We start from the raw sequence: 15,867 nt of genomic DNA, 5'->3' as shown, positions 1-15,867 counted from the left end.
GAGTAATTGATCTCCTTCAACTTGAACCGCGCGTTGATGAAGTAGAACGCAAGCACGGCGAACAGCAGGGCCACGATCAGCAGGCTGATCAGCAGAACCCCGGGCGGCACGCCGAACAGGCCTTTCGGCTTGGGCGCGTCGTACCTTGAGCGGTGATATTCAATGTCTGTCATGATTCACCAGCCTCACTTCGGCGCATTGTCTTCACCCACCAGGGCAACGCTGTAAAAGCCGTTGTCCTGCAGCGAGTTCATGACCTGCATGAAATCGCCGTAGCGGGTGCCGCGGTCGGCGCGGATGAAGATCCGCTCGTCCGCGGGATTGCGTCGACCGATCTGTCCCGTCAGTTCGGGGCCGATCTGTTCCAATTCGACCGGGAAGTCGCCGAGGTAAGCCCGACCGTTGCTGGTGATCGAGATATAGATCGGGACCGGCGGGTTCGTCTGGGGCGGAGCGACTGCCGTTGGCAACTTCACTTCCACGGAGGGGGTCGCCAGGGGCGCCGCCACCATGAAGATGATGAGCAGAACAAGCATGATGTCCACGAACGGCGTGACGTTGATCTCGCTGTTCTGCTCGACGTTGTACTTGCCGCCGCCGCCGCCGGAGAGTTTGGCGGCCATCTGGCTTACGCTCCCTTGTCGAGGTTACGCGAGATGGCGTTGGTCAGCTCGGCCGAGAAGCCGTCCGAACGGGTGCCGTACGCCGAGATGCGGGTGTTGAAGTAGTTGTAGAAGATAACGGCCGGGATGGCGGCGAACAGGCCGATACCCGTGGCCAGCAGCGCCTCGGCGATGCCGGGGGCGACGACGGCCAGGTTGGTCGTGTTGGTGTTCGCGATGCCGATGAACGAGTTCATGATGCCGTAAACGGTGCCGAACAGACCGATGAACGGACCGGTCGAACCCACCGAGGCGAGGAACTGCTGGCCGCCCGAGAGGCGCTTGGCCAGGCCGGCCTGAACGGCGGCGACGGCTTGTTGCGAGCGCATCAGGGCCGAGTCGGCGTGATCGCCGGTGACCGAGAGACCGGCCTGACGCGACAGTTCGATTTCGTCGGTCGCCGCGGCGGCCATGTCGGCCAGCGGGTTGCCGTCGAATTCGTCAGCCGTGGCCACCCGACGCATGTCGGCGATGGTGCGGGTCTGCCGGAAGGACTCGAGGAACTGGTCGGTCTTGCGGTTCAGCGAGCCGAACTCGAAGATCTTGATGAGCAGCAGCACCCAGGTGAAGACCGAGGCGAGCAGAAGGCCCACCATCACGGTCTTAACGACCGGGTCGGCGTCCATGAACATGCTGGCCGGCGTCATCTTGCCGTGGTTTTCACCACCAACGACGGCGGGTTCAGCGTCAGCGGCCGGAGCGGCGGCCGGAGCGGCGGCGGCCGGAGCGGCGGCGGCGTCAGCGGCCGGAGCAGCTGCGGCGGCGGCCGGGTCGGCGGCGGGAGCATCCTGCGCGAGAACCGGCGTACCAGCCATGAGGACGGCGGCGCCGGCCATGGCCAGGAGGATGTTGGTTTTCTTGATATCGAACATAGTTCGCCAGTTCCTGCTGTTTTGGTCTGACTTGTGGAACCCAAAAGAAACGGCCGCAGACGACGACCGCCCTCGATGAAATTCTCGCCCGTAGAGCAGGGTCAAGGAACCCCGGTCTGCGGAACGCCTGCTGACGCTTCCGGTTGCCAAGTGGCTTCCGGCGCGGCGCCGACGAACCGGGGAAACCGTTTTCCCCTCTCCGCCGACCGCCCGCAAAGGAAAGCGGTCAAGCTCCTTTGGCGAACGCATACCAGAGCGTCAAGTGCGGGACGGCGCTTTTCCCCTCGCGGGGGAGCCAACGGCCCGATCACCGAAGATCAAGGCCGAAAGCGACATTTTCGTGATGGCCGCGGACCCGGTTTCGGCGTCGGAAAGGGGGCGATGGTGCCTGGGGGCGGATTCGAACCACCGACACGTGGATTTTCAATCCACTGCTCTACCAACTGAGCTACCCAGGCGCACGCGTCGCGGCGCGGAGGCGGCGTCTATAGGCGAGCGGTTCGGGGGTGTCCAGCCGTCAGATCAGTCTTCTTCGGGGTCGCCCGTCGGGACGTCCCCGCCGCTGTCGGGCAGGACGTATCCGCCGGTGAACCAGCGCTGCAGATCCACATCGGCGCAGCGCTTCGAACAGAAGGGTTTGTATTTTTCGTCCGCCGGGTGGCGGCGGCAGATGGGACAGGTCGCCATGGTCACTCCGCCTCGATCACATGCTCGCTGGTCCGCAGGCTGTCGTCGCCCTTCAGATGGGCGCGCGGGCCCAGCCTCGCCACCAGCGGCGCGGCCAGTTCCGCGACCTGCCGGGTGCATCGGGCGGTCACCCGCGCCGTAGTGGTGTCGGACAACAGGGCGTGGCGCAGCTTGCGGGTCACCTCGATCGCCGCCCGATGCGGCCAGTAGACCTGACTCCCGCGATAAAGGCGCTCGGCCAGCGGCGTGAATCGCCAGGGCAGCGCGATCATCAGCACGCCGAAACGGTTCACCGGTCCGTAGACAATGCCCGGATCGTTCCCGAAAGCCGCCTTGGCCGCCTTGAGGATCGCCCCGCCATCCTGCCCCACCCCTATCAGATCGATGGCCGCCAGTCCGCCCAGGCTGCGTAGCCGGATCGTCTGCGCCGCACGCCTCAGCCCCTTCCGATTCGCCTCCAGCCGATCCTGCGGCGACGCCCTGCGTCCGGGCAGCGGCCGATAATCGAAGTCCACGGCGATCAGGGCGCGAGTCCTCTCGACGGTCACCGAGACATCGCCGCCGAGGAACGGCTGTCCGTCCGCTTCCCGCAGGGCGTCCCAGCCTGCCTCGATGGCGCGAACGCCCTCGACCGGTTCGACCCCGGGGGCCAGCCGCCCCAGCCACTCGGTCACCGTCGGACCGGGCGTCAACAGCCGCGGCTCCCCGTCGGCCTTGCCGAGCAGTTTCAGGGTGACGCCCTTCATCTCGCGCCGCTCCGAGACCACCTCGACCCCGACCTTTTCGCCCTCGTGGAGACGCTGGCCGCCTTGCGAGGGCAGGAAGGCATCCCCGCCGCCCTCCTCGCCGAGGTCGATGAAGACGCCCTTCAGGTCGGGTTCGATCCGGCGGACCCGGCCGACCGAGCGCGCGCCCAGCCGATACTGAGGGATGTCGTCCTCGAACTGGGTCAGGAAATACTGATAGCCGACTTCATCGCGGATAATCGCCCGCGTCTCCCCGGGGGTCTCGTCCAGATAGACGAACACGGGCGGCTTCACGTCCGCCAGCCTGCGCCGTTCAGCAGATTGACCGTCTCGAACAGCGGCAGGCCCATGACGGCGGGATAGCTGCCGACCAGGCGGGTGACGAAGGCCCCTGCCCGGCCCTGGATGCCGTATCCGCCGGCCTTGCCCCGCCATTCGCCCGAGGCGACATAGGCGGCGATCTCGGCGTCGGACAGAACCTTGAACGAAACGCGGGTGTCGACCACCCGCCGGGTCGTGCGCCCCGCGGCGGTCACGGCCACGCCCGTGAAAACGCGGTGGTTGCGGCCGGACAGCAGTTTCAGGAACCGCGCCGCCTCGGTCTCGTCGGCCGCCTTTTCCAGCAGACGCCGGCCCACGGCCACGACGGTGTCGGCGGCCAGCACCACCGCGTCAGGGGAGCGGGCGGCGGCGACCTGAGACTTGGAGACGGCCAGCCGCGCGGCGAGGCGGGTCGGCGTCTCGTCCTTCAGCGGGGTTTCGTCGATGTCGGCGGGATCGACCCGGTCGGGCGTGATCCCGACCAGCGCCAGCAGTTCGATGCGGCGCGGGCTGGCCGAGGCCAGCACCAGTTCCGGACGGCTCATCCGAGCCCGCCCTTACTTGAAGCGATAGGTGATGCGGCCCTTGGTCAGGTCATAGGGCGTCATCTCGACCAGGACCTTGTCGCCGGCCAGCACGCGGATGCGGTTCTTGCGCATCTTGCCGGCGGTGTGGGCGATGATCTCGTGGTCGTTGCCCTCGAGCAGCACGCGGAACGTCGCATTCGGCAGCAGTTCGCTGACGACGCCGGGAAACTCGAGCAGTTCTTCCTTAGCCATGCGGCCTCTCGCGCCCTGTGAATACGAGTCTCGGCGCGCGCCGGGCGAAAGCGCGCGTCGTTAAGGAGCGGGCGTATGCCTGAAAATCGCGGGATAGTCGAGGCGGCGGGTGAGGAGTGCTGGTGAGCAAGAGGCGAGCGGGACGGTGGGCCAGGTCTTGATCGTCGCTCACCCCTTGCTCACCAGCACTCCTCACCCCTACCCGCGCCGGTACAGCGCCGTCACAAGGGTGAACAGCCGCCGCGCCGTCTCGTGGTCGACGGCGATCTTGCCGTCCAGCCGGGCCTTCAGCAGCTCGGCGCCCTCGTTGTGGAGCCCCCGCCGCCCCATGTCGACCGCCTCGATCTGGCCCGGCGAGGTGCCGCGCAGGGCTTCGTAATAGCTGTCGCAGATGGCGATATAGTCCTTCACCACCTTGTTCAGCGGCGTCAGCGACAGGCCGTGGACCCGGTGGAAATCCGGTCCCGTGATCTCGAAGGCCAGCCGCCCGTCCACCAGCGCCAGCCTCAGCGCATAGGGGCCGCCCGCGGCGCCCGCCGGTTCGAAGCTGTTCTTTTCGACCAGGTCGAAGATGGCGACCCGCCGCTCGTGCTCGATCTCCGCGGTCGCGGCCGGCAGGGTGGCGGCGTCCAGATCGACCGAGGCCAGGCGGTGTTCGCTCACGCCGGGTCCGCCTCTGGCGACAGATGGGTCGGCGCCACCTTGGCGGGCCAGCGCTCGGACAGGTCCGTCAGGACCGCGTCCATGCATTCGACGTCGATCCGCAGGTCGCCGCCCCCCGCGAACATCAGGACCACGCGGCCGCCCGGCGCCTCGTCCGGCGTGAAATCCATGGCCAGCAACTCCAGCGCGCTTTCGGGCAGGCGCGGCAGGCGGCGGCTCTTGACCGCGATGACGTCGCCGAACTGCATCGCCGCCATCACCCGCGTTCCGCCGCATTCCCAGCAGAACCGGCTCAGCTTCAGCGTCACCCGCCGCGCCGCCGGCTCCCAGACGATGTCGACCGGCCGCAGGATGGCGTCCTGCAGGGCCGCCGAGATGATGTGCAGGTCGTCCGCGTCCTCGACCAGCAGGCGCAGCGGCTCGGGCAGCGTCCGCGCCGCCGCGCCTGCCTCCTGTTCCTGCGCCTCAGTGTTCATGTTCGTCGCCCCTGATGCGCCGGATCTGGGCTCCGCAGGCGCTCAGCTTCTCTTCCAGCCGTTCGAAGCCGCGGTCCAGATGATAGACCCGGCCGACCGTGGTTTCACCCTCGGCCGCCATGCCCGCTATCACCAGGCTGACCGAGGCCCTGAGGTCGGTGGCCATGACCGGGGCGCCGTGCAGCTCGGGCACGCCCCGCACCACCGCCTCGCCGGCGTGCACATGAATGTCCGCCCCCAGCCGCGCCAGCTCGGGCGCGTGCATGAAACGGTTCTCGAAGATGTTCTCGTGGATGACGCTGTCGCCCTCGGCCGTGGTCATCAGGGCCATGAACTGCGCCTGCAGATCGGTGGCGAACCCCGGATAGACCTCGGTCGCCACATTGACCGCCTTCAGCCGGACGGCCGGATCGCGCTTGACGATCACCCCGTCGGCCGTCGGCGTCACCTCGACCCCGGCCTCGATCATCTTCTCGCCCAGCGCCGTCATCAGTTCGGGCCGGGCCTTCGTCAGCCGCACCTCGCCGCCCGCCATGGCGGCGGCCACGGCGTAGGACCCCATCTCGATCCGGTCGGGAATCACCGACCAGGTCGCGCCGCCCAGCGACGACACGCCGGTGATGACCAGTTCGTCGGTGTCGATCCCCTCGACCCGGGCGCCCATCGCCGTCAGGCAGCGCGCCAGATCGCCGATCTCGGGCTCGCGCGCGGCGCGCTTGAGCACTGTCACCCCGTCCGCCAGCACGGCGGCCAGCAGGGCGTGCTCGGTCGCCCCGACCGAGACGAACGGAAACTCGATCTCTGCCCCCTTCAGGCCGTTCGGCGCGCGGGCCGTGACATAGCCCTCGTCCAGCTCGATCTCGGCGCCCAGGGCCGTCAGGGCCTGCAGGTGCAGATCCACCGGCCGCGCGCCGATGGTGCAGCCGCCCGGCAGCGACACCTTGGCCTCGCCGGTGCGCGCCAGCAGCGGCCCCAGCACATTGAACGAGGCCCGCATCTGGCGGACCAGATCATAGGGGGCGAAGGTCGAGGCGATCCGGCCCGCGTGGAACAGCGTCTCCTGGCCGTCGGCGCCGTCGCGTTCGGTCACCTCGACGCCCAGTTCGCGCAGCAGCCGGCCGAGGAATTTCGTGTCCGCCAGGCGCGGCATGTTGGTCAGCAGCAGCGGCTGATCGGTCAGGATCGAGGCGGCCATCAGCTTGAGGGCGGAGTTCTTGGCGCCGCTGACCGGAATCGATCCGTTCAGCCGGGCGCCGCCGGTGATGGCGATGCTGTCCATGTCGTCTCTTGCGACCCCGTGCAGGGCGCAAGGGGGATCGGCTATCTAGCGCGGACGGTTGCGGTTGCGAAAGTCCGGCGGCGACGCCGCCGATGACATTCAGTTGCGCGGCGTTGCCGGTCTGGCCTCCCGGCCGGCCGCCTTGCGTCGTCTCAGATTTTCCCGGAGCGCCGTCGCCAGGCGCTGGGCGCGAGCCGTGGCGGGCGTTTTCGGGGCCGCCAGCGGATCGGGCAGGCTTGTCGGCAGTTCGGGCCGGGGGGCCGTGGTCTTCGACTCATCCATGGGTCGATCAGAGCCCGCGTCGAACTTTTCCGCAAGCATCCGAAACGCGCGAAATCGGTCTGGAGGGCCGTGCGCCCTGAAGGCTCAGATTTCGCGCCACTTAACATTCGAACCATTTTGCTTCGCAAGCGAAGCAAAAGTGGTTCGGGGGCTTCCCCCTTTGTCCCCGGTTGGCTATAGGGCCGCTTCCTCAGATCAGGCCGCCGTAGCTCAGTGGTAGAGCGCATCCTTGGTAAGGCTGAGGTCGTGGGTTCGATTCCCCCCGGCGGCACCACTCTGAAACCCTGACGGGGCCCGACGTTGCAGTCGGGCCCCGTTTGCGTTTCCAGGGCGCGGCGAACCCTGGAGACCCCACAACGAAAAAAGCCCCGCCGGCGCGCCGGCGGGGCTTTCGTCAGTTTCGAGCCGGGGCTCAGTCGCTCTCGGAATCGTCGTCCGTGGCGACGACGACGACGGCCACCAGGACGGCGGCGCCGATCAGCAGAACCGGCAGCGGCACGCCGGCGAATTCGCTGGATTCCGCCGACGAGGCGCCGACGCGATCGCCGACGCGGACGCTGGCGTTGTTGTTGGCCGCAGCCGCCTGACCGGCGATGAGCAGCAGGCCCGCCGTAACGGCGGCGATGGTTTTCTTCATGTGATGACTCCGGTAGCCGTGGTTATGAGCAGGCGGTCCACCTGAAGGTGAACCGATGCGCGTCATGCCATACAACTGCCGGCGTTGCGATCCGGTTTCCGACATTAAGCTTGGCCGTGGCAATAGGAGCGCACGCCTGACCGGATCCGCGGGGTCCTCGTTCAGGAAGAGTGACCCGATTCTCCGGGCCGCGGCCGTCGGGCTTCAGCGATCCGGCTGAATCAATGGTTGGTCCGCAGGTCCCTCGGATCCCATGGTCCGGGACTCGAACTGGGCCGCCGCGCCCGGGCGATATCCCGGAAAGACGTAGCCGCCGTCGTCGAACACCGCGCCGCCATAGCGGCCGCCGTATCCGTAGCCATACCCATAGCCGCCGTAGGGGTAGCCGTTCCTGGTCTGGCGATAACTGAGGCTCAACCGGCCGTTCTCGCCGATGGGCATGGAGATCGTCGCCCCGTAGTCGCGAAAGCCGCCGGTGCCGATGCCGACGCTGACCTCGCCATGCGGCTTGCCGTCGTCGTCTATCGATTCGCCCGGGGCCCCGGCATAGGGCTTGTGATCCACGGACCGCGTGGCGATCCAGCGGTCGATCTGTTCGTCGGTGGTCAGATTGTGGGGCACGCCCGCCTGGGCTGCTCCGTCGACCGACGGCGCGGCCGGCTGGATCGTCGCCCCCAGATCGACCGGGGTGGCGGGAGCCGTCGCGACCACGCCGTCCGGATCGCCGGTCGTCAGGGCGCCGACCATCAGCAGTGCGGGGATCAGCATGCGCCCAACTCCATTACCAGGAGCAGACTAGCCCCAATTGCGGCCAGAGCGTGATCCTGAAACCCGTCCGTGGCTTTCCGAATCGGATCACGCCCGGCGTAGAGCCCGTCCCGGTCAGGCGTTTCCGTCGCCGCGCCCCAGGGGGTCCGGCAGGGGCGCCCCCTCCGGCACGAAGGTCAGCGCCACCGAGTTGATGCAGTAGCGCAGGCCGGTCGGTCCGGGACCGTCCGGAAAGACATGGCCCTGATGGCTGTCGCAGCGCGCACATCGGGTTTCGGTGCGCGTCATGCCCCAGGAGCGGTCGGTGATCGCGGTCACATGGGCCGGATCCACCGGGGCGGTGAAACTGGGCCAGCCCGTGCCGCTCTCGAACTTGGTTCCGGTGCGGAACAGCGGCAGGCCGCATTCGCGGCAGCAGAACACCCCCGCCCGCTTCTCGCCCAGCAGCGTGCCGCAGAACGGGGCTTCGGTGCCGTGCGCCAGAAGGACCCGCTTCTCCTCCGGCGACAGGTCCGCCTCCAGCGCTGCCCTCTCGGCCTCGTCAGGCGGTGTCAGATCATAGCCGGACGAAGAACGCTGGATCGAGGCGATGTCGGTGTCGGTCATTCCGTCCACGTAGGAGGCCTCGCGCCTGTTCGCAAACGCCGCGCCGGAACCGCCCCTCGCGGGGATCGTTCCCCGGCCCATGAGTGAAGAGCCCGAACCCGAACTGATCACCCATCCCCTGACGCCGAAGGCGAAGCATGGCGTGGTCGTGGTCAAGGACCCGCCCGAGGCCGCCATGAACCTTTCCGCCGACGCCGCCGAGGTTTCCGGGCTGCGCCTTCTCGACGCCGCCGACCGGGCGCGGAAGCGCGACTAGCCCGAAGAAAGGCCGGTCAGGATTCGCCTGACCGGCCCCAGGGTCGTCTTCAGGATCGGATCAGCCGCCGAACAGGCCGCTCACCCAGGTCCGCACCGCGGCCTCGTCGGCGGGATTGCCGGTGTAGGCCAGGCCCTGCGCGGGGGTGAAGGGCTGGTTGTTGGGACGCGGGCGCGAGGTCCAGGCCTTGTGGCCGTAGCTGAGGTCCGAATAGTTCGAGGGCAAACGCATCAGGGTCTGCTCTACGAAGATCGAGTCGGTGGCGGTGGTCGAACCGGCGATGCGCACGTTCGGCAGCTTGGACAGCAGGTCCAGCGTGTCGAGGCAACCGCCCGAGCAGCCGGCGTCGACCAGAACGATCACCGGGCCCTGCACCGGGTTGGGGGCGCCGGTGTCGGCCACGGCGGCGCGGCCGGCGAGGGTGAAGGTCGGCTGGCCGGCGGCGATGGCGGCGTCGAAGGCGGCCACGATCTCGCGGGTCTGCTCGATCACGGGCATGGCTTCCTGCACGAACTGCGGATCGGCCTCCATCCGGCCGAGGGCGGCGGCGTACCAGTCGCGGTTGCCCTGGGTGGCGCGGTAGGTCAGCTCGCCGGCGGCCGGCTGACGGCTGACGGTGAACTCCGGCGTCCAGATGCGGTTGGCCAGGCCATAGCCGCGGGCGGTCGAGGAGTTCAGGCCGGTGCCCCGTGCGGCGCGCAGATCCAGGACGAAGCCCTGCGGCCCGCGCAGGGTCGCGGCCTGGGCCTCGATGGCGGCGTTGAACGCCGGCCAGCCTGAGCCGTCGGCGAAGGAGTGCACATGCACCCACGGCCGGCCGTTGACGCTCTCGATCGCCAGCGGCGTCGCCGGGGGCATGTAGACGGTGGCGCGGTAGGCGGCCTCGAGGTCGCCGGGGACCACCGGGACCGGACGAATCTGGATCTCACGCGGGCGGCCGCGGCCCGACTGGAAACTGCACATCGACGGCACGCCGGCGGCGAACGGGTTGTTGCGGTTCCACAGAAGATACGGAGCCGAGGTCACGCGGCCCGCCTCGGTTTCCAGATTGCCTTCCCACAGGTCCAGCTTCTTGCGGGCGAATTCCTCGATCGGGGTCAGATTGCACTCGACCACCGCGTCGCCGATGCGCGGGGCGCCCCGCGTGCCCGGCTTCACATAGGTCACGACATATTTGCCGCCGCGCCAGCCGGTGGTGAAGCCCGGCCAGCTGGTGCCGAAATACGGGCCCATGCCCTCGAAGGTCGGGGTGATGGCGATGTTCGAGTCCCGGAAGCCGGCCGCGTAATAGCGCATCAGATAGGCGTGGGCGTCACCGCTGTTGGCTTGGCCGGCGCGGCCCATGGCGTCCTGCAGGCCCGCGTCCAGCCAGCCGCGGAAGTTCTGGCTCGCCGCTCCCGACAACGCGGGCGCCGGATGGTTGGCGGCCAGCTCGTCGTGAGCCCTCTGGAGGTCCTGCCGCGCCAGCGCGCGGAAGTCCTGCGCCACGGCAGGAGCGACGCTCGCCGCCAGGGTCAAGGCCGCCGCGGCGGCGAAAGTAAGCATGCGGGACATCAGGTCAGGCTCCGGGCCAAAAAAGCGGGACGGGGGGAGGGCAACGGTGGGCGGGCGTCGATGAACGGGACTGGAACGGGGTTTAACCCCATCGGCAGCGGCTTTGCCAAGTCCCAACGCCATCCGGTTGAACGCCCCTTCGGTTTACTCACGCCGGATCGCGGCCTAATCGGGGCAGCCGCTTCACGCCGCGATCACGTTCGCCTCAGATCAAAAAGACTTTAAAGACCTACATGTTCTCCAGGATCCTGATCGCCAACCGCGGCGAAATCGCCGTCCGCATCATCAAGACCTGCCGCCGTATGGGCATCAGGACCGTCCAGGTCTATTCCGAGGCCGACGCCGGTTCGCTGGCGGTCGAGATGGCCGACGAGGCCGTGCTGATCGGCCCCGCGCCGGCCGCCCAGTCCTATCTGCTGCAGGACAGGATCGTCGACGCCGTGCGCCAGACTGGCGCCGAGGCGGTCCACCCCGGTTTCGGCTTCCTCAGCGAGAACGCTTCCTTCGCGCGCCGGCTCGAGGCCGAGGGCATCACCTTCATCGGCCCCAATCCCCACGCCATCGAGGCCATGGGCGACAAGATCACCTCCAAGAAATTCGCCGCCGAAGCTGGCGTCTCCACCGTCCCGGGTCACATGGGCCTGATCGAATCGACGGAGGAGGCGGTCACCATCGCCAACCAGATCGGCTATCCGGTCATGATCAAGGCCTCGGCCGGCGGCGGCGGCAAGGGCATCCGCGTCGCCCACTCGGACGACGACATGGCCGAGGGTTTCGCCGCGGTGAAGGCCGAGGCGCTCAACGCCTTCGGCGACGATCGCGTCTTCCTCGAGAAATTCATCATCGACCCGCGCCACATCGAGATCCAGGTGCTGGGCGACAAGCACGGCAACGTGGTCCATCTTTTCGAGCGCGAATGCTCGATCCAGCGCCGCAATCAGAAGGTCATCGAGGAAGCTCCCTCGCCCCTCCTCGACCCCGAGACCCGCGCCGCCATGGGGGCCCAGGCCGTGGCTCTGGCCCGGGCCGTGAACTACGACAGCGCCGGCACGGTCGAGTTCGTGGCTGGGCAGGACAAATCCTTCTTCTTCCTTGAGATGAACACGAGACTTCAGGTCGAGCATCCGGTTACGGAGCTGATCACCGGCGTCGATCTGGTCGAGCAGATGATCCGGTCGGCCTGGGGCGAGACGCTGGCGTTCGGGCAGGACGATCTGAAGATCCACGGCTGGGCCATCGAGAGCCGGATCTATGCGGAGGATCCGTATCGGGGCTTCCTGCCGTCGATCGGGCGGCTGGTCCGCTACGAGCAGCCGGAAGAAGGCCCGCACGAGGACGGCTATACGGTGCGCAACGATTCCGGCGTGCGCGAGGGCGACGAGATCAGCATGTTCTACGACCCCATGATCGCCAAACTGTGCGCCTGGGGCCCGACCCGCGACGAAGCCCTGACCGGCATGGCCCGGGCGCTGGAGGACACCCACCTGCAGGGCGTCGGCCACAATACCCCCTTCCTGTCCGCCGTCATGGACCAGCCGCGCTTCCGCTCGGGCCATATCTCGACCAGCTACATCAAGGACGAATTCCCCGACGGCTTCCACGGCCTCAAGCCCGACGCGCGCCAGACGCAGATCATGATCGCCGCCGCCGTCGCCATGAACGAGATCGCCGCCGAACAGGCCGGCGATCCGTCCGACCGCACCGACTGGGTCGTGCTGATCGACAGGACGCCCCACGGCGTCGCCCTCGCCTATGACGCCGACGAGGCCCTGCTGCTGGCCTTCACCGGCGGCGGCCACGCCCGCCTGACCGACATCGACTGGCGCCCCGGCCTGGCCCAGTTCCGCGCCGAGCTGGACGGCGAGCCCTTCACCGCCGAGGTTTCCCGCGTCGCCGACGGCTATCTCATCCGCCACCGCGCCGCGAAAGCCCGCGTCCGCGTCCTGACCCCGCATACGGCCGAGCTCTACGCCCGCCTGCCGGAAAAGGTCGCCGCCGACACCTCCAGACTGGTCGCCTCCCCCATGCCCGGCCTCGTCGTCGCCATCCCGGTGACCGTGGGTCAGGAGGTCAAGACCGGCGAGACCGTCGCCATCATCGAGGCCATGAAGATGCAGAACATCCTCAAGGCCGAACGCGACGGCGTGGTGAAGGCCGTCAGCGCCGCCGCCGGCGATCCGGTGGCCGCCGATGACGTGCTGGTGGAGTTCGTCTAACTCTCGGTTGAGGGGGATTCGAACATGACGCTGCGAGACAAGCTTTTCAGCTTCGACGGGCGCCTGCGCCGGCAGGACTGGTGGCTGTGCACCATCGCCGCCTCGATCGCCTATGTGGTTTTCGTCACGGTTGTCACCATGACGGCGTGGGGCGTTGACGACACGATCAGGACTCCCCCGCTCGCCGCGAGCATCGGGGATCCGATCCGGTATGTGCTGCTCACGGCCGCCTTTCATGCGCCCTTCGTGTTCGTCCAGGCCGCGCTGGCGGCGAAGCGCGCGCACGATCGGAACCACAGCGCGCGGCTGGTGATCCTGCTGGTCCTCGCCACGGCGGCCATGAGCTATGTGCCGAACAACGGCTATGCGACTCTCGGACGGATGGCTGACGGGGGAGCGCTCTGGGCGGGGGCGCTCGTAGTGGCGGGCGTGCTGAATGGAGCGGCCTCACTCTACCTGCTGGTGGTTCTGGGCTTCCTCGACGGCACCTCCGGCCCCAACCGCTTCGGTCCCTCGCCAAAGGGTCTGTCTGGCGGCGCGCCAGCCTTTATGCAGCCGGGCGGACTGGAGTAGGTCCCGGTTCCGCAGGCCGCGTGAACTGCTGGCTGCGCAGCAGGGGATCGCTGTAGCTGAAGGCCACGACGTCCCCGGCCGCATTCCGCTGGAATCGCGCGATCATGGATCCGCACCGGAACACGTCCCGCGACACCCGCGCCAGCTCCAGCCGCCTCAGCGATCCCCGGCCGAAGCGAACGGCCACGCCGCCGCCGGCCGGCGTAACCTCGGCGGACGAACCCAGTTCGCGGCTGTCGTAGCGTCCCGCATAGGCGCGCAGTTCGGACATGGGCATGGACGAAGGCCTCGATTCAGCAGAGCCCCAAAACTGAGCGAGGCCCGGGCGAGCGTCATGAGCGAACCCTGAGCAATCGCTGAAATCGGCGGATGGACGCGGCTGCTCCGTCGCGCCTAAGCTCCCCTGTCACCGGAGGAAGCCGCCATGACCGTCGTCCAGACCCTGTTCAGCTTCGAGGGCCGCATCCGGCGCTCGACCTGGTGGGGCTATGTAATTCTGACGCTGATCTGCTCGGGCTTCGTCGCCTGGATCGTGGCGGGATTTCTCGTCGGCGGCCTCGGCGATGGAGACCTGATCGATCGCGTCGAGGACAAGGTCGGCTGGCTGGTGATGATCTGGCCGTTGATGGCCCTGCATGTGAAACGCGGCCATGACCTGGGCTGGACCGGCTGGTGGGCGCTGCTGTCCTTCGTGCCGCTGATCAACCTGATCTACTGGGCCATCCTCGGCTTCCAGGAGCAACAGCCGGGCGCCGAACGGTATGGCCCGTCGCCCAAGGCCGGACCGGGAGCTCGGTCCGCTCCGGTCTAGCCCGCCGCCGCCAGCGCCTGGGCCGGGGCGGGGGCGGGCACGGTCGCCTCGATGGCTCCCATCAGGGCGCCGGGGGTGATCGGCTTGGACAGGTGGCTGTCGGCGCCGGCGTCGGCGGCGTCCTGGACGTGTTGGGCCATGGCGTTGGCGCTGAGCATGATCAGGGGGGTGCGCGGGCGGCCCTGCGCCTGTTCCACGGCGCGGATGGCGCGGGTGGCTGTCAGGCCGTCCATGACCGGCATCTGCATGTCCATCAGGACCAGATCGAATTCGTCGGCGGCGAAGGCCGCGACCGCCTGGGCGCCGTCGCCGACGATGGTCACCTGCATGCCCGACAGTATGGCCTGGACGACGCGCTGGTTGACGGGATGGTCCTCGGCCAGAAGCACGCGCAGGGGCTCGGCGCCGATCCACGGCGAGGGGCCGACGGCGACGGGTCCGCGCCCGGCGTCGCGGGCGCGGGCGGCGTCGTTGGCGGCGTCGTGGGCGGCCACCGACCGGGTGCGCGACAGGGGCAGGGTGACGGTGAAACAGCTGCCCTCGCCCGGCGTGGATTCGGCCGTGATCTCGCCGCTCATGATCTCGACCAGCGAACGGCAGATGGACAGGCCCAGGCCGGTGCCGCCGAAGCGGCGGGTGATGGTGCTGTCGGCCTGGCTGAAGCGCTGGAACAGGGCCTCGCCGGCGGCGGCGTCGAAGCCCACGCCCGAATCCCGCACCGTCAGGGTCAGCAGGGCGACGCCGGGCTCGGGCGTGTCGTCGGCGACCTCGATGGACACCGAGACCTGGCCCTCGGGCGTGAATTTGACGGCGTTGGACAGCAGGTTGGACAGCACCTGGCGGATGCGGGTGGCGTCGCCGAGGAAGTCGCCGCGGGCGCCGGGGCCGCGCTCGACATGGAAGATCAGGCCCTTGGCCTCGGCCTTGACCCGGGCGGTGTCGATGACCCCGTCGAGCTCGCGCTCCAGATCCATGTCGCCGATGGCGAAGTCCAGATGGCCGGCCTCGATCTTGGCGACGTCCAGGATGTCGGACACCAGCCGTTCCAGGGTCACGCCCGACTGTTCGATCAGCTCGACCAGTTCGCGTTGCGCCGGCGCCAGCTCGCCCTGGGCCAGGGCCCCGACCAGGCCGATGACGCCGTTCAGGGGGGTGCGGATCTCGTGACTCATATTGGCCAGGAAGTCGGTCTTGGCCTGGTTGGCCACCTCGGCGGCGGCCTTGGCCTCCAGCAGTTCGCGCTCGGCGGCGACGCGGTCGGTGACGTCGCGGGCCACGCCATAGACCCGGTCGCCGACCCGTCGCGCCCGCCATTCGATGGTGCGGTAGCCGCCGTCCTTGTGGCGATAGCGGTTCTTGAAGTCGACCATGGGGTCCCGCGGCCCGCGGTTCTCGACCTCGACGACGCTCTCCAGCGTCGTGACCTCGTCATCGGGGTGGAGCAGGCGCAGCAGGGGCAGGCCTTCCATCTCGTCGGGCCGCCAGCCAAGGACGGTCTCCCACGACGGACTGGCGCGAACCACCCGCCCGTCCAGCTCGCGGATGACCAGCAGGTCCAGCGACACGTCGAAAAAGGTGCTGATCGCCAGGGCGTCGGCGTCCTGTTCCGGGCGGGACAGCGGGGAGGGCATCAGGGGGAAATCCAACTGGGTCTGCGGACGTGCCCGATTCTGCACCGG

Annotated in this window: 20 protein-coding genes and 2 tRNA genes; 5 read left to right on the top strand and 17 right to left on the bottom strand. The window is 68.4% G+C overall.

Going from position 1 to position 15,867, the window contains the following annotated elements; all coding sequences use genetic code 11:
• Positions 1-185: 185 nt before the first annotated feature.
• From VN378_RS03845 to VN378_RS03795, 11 genes are all read right to left on the bottom strand, one after another.
• On the bottom strand, positions 186-623 hold the full coding sequence (locus VN378_RS03845; protein WP_325741143.1) for a biopolymer transporter ExbD: 438 nt from the start codon (positions 621-623) through the stop codon (positions 186-188).
• 5 nt (positions 624-628) lie between these two features.
• Positions 629-1,534: a tonB-system energizer ExbB gene (gene exbB / locus VN378_RS03840; RefSeq protein ID WP_325741145.1), complete on the bottom strand. Its 906-nt coding sequence runs from the start codon at positions 1,532-1,534 to the stop codon at positions 629-631.
• Positions 1,535-1,916: 382 nt separating this feature from the next.
• Positions 1,917-1,992 (bottom strand) — tRNA-Phe (locus tag VN378_RS03835).
• 64 nt (positions 1,993-2,056) lie between these two features.
• A complete protein-coding gene (locus VN378_RS03830; protein WP_325741141.1) occupies positions 2,057-2,221 on the bottom strand; it encodes a DNA gyrase inhibitor YacG in 165 nt (54 codons plus the stop codon).
• Positions 2,222-2,223: 2 nt separating this feature from the next.
• Complete coding sequence (locus VN378_RS03825) at positions 2,224-3,261, bottom strand: RNA-binding protein (protein WP_325741139.1); 1,038 nt, start codon at positions 3,259-3,261, stop codon at positions 2,224-2,226.
• Positions 3,258-3,833, bottom strand: coding sequence for a nucleoside triphosphate pyrophosphatase (locus tag VN378_RS03820; protein ID WP_325741137.1), 576 nt, complete (start codon positions 3,831-3,833; stop codon positions 3,258-3,260). The genes VN378_RS03825 and VN378_RS03820 overlap by 4 nt, the downstream gene beginning before the upstream one ends.
• A gap of 12 nt (positions 3,834-3,845) precedes the next feature.
• Positions 3,846-4,067 (bottom strand): translation initiation factor IF-1, encoded by a 222-nt coding sequence (gene infA, locus VN378_RS03815; protein ID WP_013269122.1) that lies wholly within the window; start codon positions 4,065-4,067, stop codon positions 3,846-3,848.
• 198 nt (positions 4,068-4,265) lie between these two features.
• The gene (locus tag VN378_RS03810) at positions 4,266-4,730 is read right to left on the bottom strand and encodes a UPF0262 family protein (protein ID WP_325741130.1); all 465 of its coding nucleotides are present in this window, start codon (positions 4,728-4,730) and stop codon (positions 4,266-4,268) included.
• Complete coding sequence (locus VN378_RS03805) at positions 4,727-5,206, bottom strand: DUF2948 family protein (RefSeq protein ID WP_325741128.1); 480 nt, start codon at positions 5,204-5,206, stop codon at positions 4,727-4,729. The genes VN378_RS03810 and VN378_RS03805 overlap by 4 nt, the downstream gene beginning before the upstream one ends.
• Complete coding sequence (murA, locus tag VN378_RS03800; protein WP_325741126.1) at positions 5,196-6,485, bottom strand: UDP-N-acetylglucosamine 1-carboxyvinyltransferase; 1,290 nt, start codon at positions 6,483-6,485, stop codon at positions 5,196-5,198. The genes VN378_RS03805 and murA overlap by 11 nt, the downstream gene beginning before the upstream one ends.
• 99 nt (positions 6,486-6,584) lie before the next feature.
• Positions 6,585-6,767, bottom strand: a complete 183-nt coding sequence (locus tag VN378_RS03795) for a hypothetical protein (RefSeq protein ID WP_325741124.1) — start codon at positions 6,765-6,767, stop codon at positions 6,585-6,587.
• 199 nt (positions 6,768-6,966) lie between these two features.
• Here VN378_RS03795 and VN378_RS03790 point away from each other — a divergent pair.
• A tRNA-Thr gene (locus tag VN378_RS03790) sits at positions 6,967-7,041 on the top strand.
• A 138-nt stretch (positions 7,042-7,179) separates the two neighbouring features.
• On the opposite strand, the gene VN378_RS03785 is transcribed toward VN378_RS03790, so the two are convergent.
• The 3 genes from VN378_RS03785 to msrB all read right to left on the bottom strand — a co-directional run bounded on the left by VN378_RS03785 (position 7,180) and on the right by msrB (position 8,778).
• Positions 7,180-7,404, bottom strand: a complete 225-nt coding sequence (locus VN378_RS03785; RefSeq protein WP_325741122.1) for a hypothetical protein — start codon at positions 7,402-7,404, stop codon at positions 7,180-7,182.
• A 204-nt stretch (positions 7,405-7,608) separates the two neighbouring features.
• Positions 7,609-8,172: a hypothetical protein gene (locus tag VN378_RS03780; RefSeq protein WP_325741120.1), complete on the bottom strand. Its 564-nt coding sequence runs from the start codon at positions 8,170-8,172 to the stop codon at positions 7,609-7,611.
• A 114-nt stretch (positions 8,173-8,286) separates the two neighbouring features.
• The gene (msrB, locus tag VN378_RS03775; protein WP_325741118.1) at positions 8,287-8,778 is read right to left on the bottom strand and encodes a peptide-methionine (R)-S-oxide reductase MsrB; all 492 of its coding nucleotides are present in this window, start codon (positions 8,776-8,778) and stop codon (positions 8,287-8,289) included.
• A gap of 79 nt (positions 8,779-8,857) precedes the next feature.
• Between msrB and VN378_RS03770 the strand changes: the two genes are divergently transcribed.
• Positions 8,858-9,034: a hypothetical protein gene (locus VN378_RS03770; protein ID WP_325741116.1), complete on the top strand. Its 177-nt coding sequence runs from the start codon at positions 8,858-8,860 to the stop codon at positions 9,032-9,034.
• A 60-nt stretch (positions 9,035-9,094) separates the two neighbouring features.
• Here VN378_RS03770 and VN378_RS03765 read toward each other — a convergent pair whose 3' ends face one another.
• Positions 9,095-10,588 carry a hypothetical protein gene (locus VN378_RS03765; protein WP_325741114.1) on the bottom strand — a complete coding sequence of 498 codons (1,494 nt, stop codon included), beginning with the start codon at positions 10,586-10,588 and terminating at the stop codon, positions 9,095-9,097.
• Positions 10,589-10,821: 233 nt separating this feature from the next.
• On the opposite strand from VN378_RS03765, the gene VN378_RS03760 reads away from it, so the two are divergent.
• Positions 10,822-12,804, top strand: a complete 1,983-nt coding sequence (locus tag VN378_RS03760) for an acetyl/propionyl/methylcrotonyl-CoA carboxylase subunit alpha (protein ID WP_325741112.1) — start codon at positions 10,822-10,824, stop codon at positions 12,802-12,804.
• 24 nt (positions 12,805-12,828) lie between these two features.
• Positions 12,829-13,377 (top strand): DUF805 domain-containing protein, encoded by a 549-nt coding sequence (locus VN378_RS03755; RefSeq protein WP_325741110.1) that lies wholly within the window; start codon positions 12,829-12,831, stop codon positions 13,375-13,377.
• Here VN378_RS03755 and VN378_RS03750 read toward each other — a convergent pair.
• On the bottom strand, positions 13,352-13,654 hold the full coding sequence (locus VN378_RS03750; protein ID WP_325741108.1) for a DUF3471 domain-containing protein: 303 nt from the start codon (positions 13,652-13,654) through the stop codon (positions 13,352-13,354). The genes VN378_RS03755 and VN378_RS03750 overlap by 26 nt on opposite strands.
• A 147-nt stretch (positions 13,655-13,801) precedes the next feature.
• On the opposite strand from VN378_RS03750, the gene VN378_RS03745 reads away from it, so the two are divergent.
• Positions 13,802-14,188, top strand: coding sequence for a DUF805 domain-containing protein (locus tag VN378_RS03745; protein ID WP_325741106.1), 387 nt, complete (start codon positions 13,802-13,804; stop codon positions 14,186-14,188).
• Here the strand turns inward: VN378_RS03745 and VN378_RS03740 are convergent.
• The gene (locus VN378_RS03740; protein ID WP_325741104.1) at positions 14,185-15,819 is read right to left on the bottom strand and encodes a PAS domain-containing hybrid sensor histidine kinase/response regulator; all 1,635 of its coding nucleotides are present in this window, start codon (positions 15,817-15,819) and stop codon (positions 14,185-14,187) included. The genes VN378_RS03745 and VN378_RS03740 overlap by 4 nt on opposite strands.
• Positions 15,820-15,867 lie beyond the last annotated feature (48 nt).

This window comes from Brevundimonas sp. (assembly GCF_035561115.1).
GTDB lineage: Bacteria > Pseudomonadota > Alphaproteobacteria > Caulobacterales > Caulobacteraceae > Brevundimonas.
The sequence above is the reverse complement of the archived record's forward strand: the minus strand, read 5'-3'. Positions and strand labels throughout refer to the sequence as shown.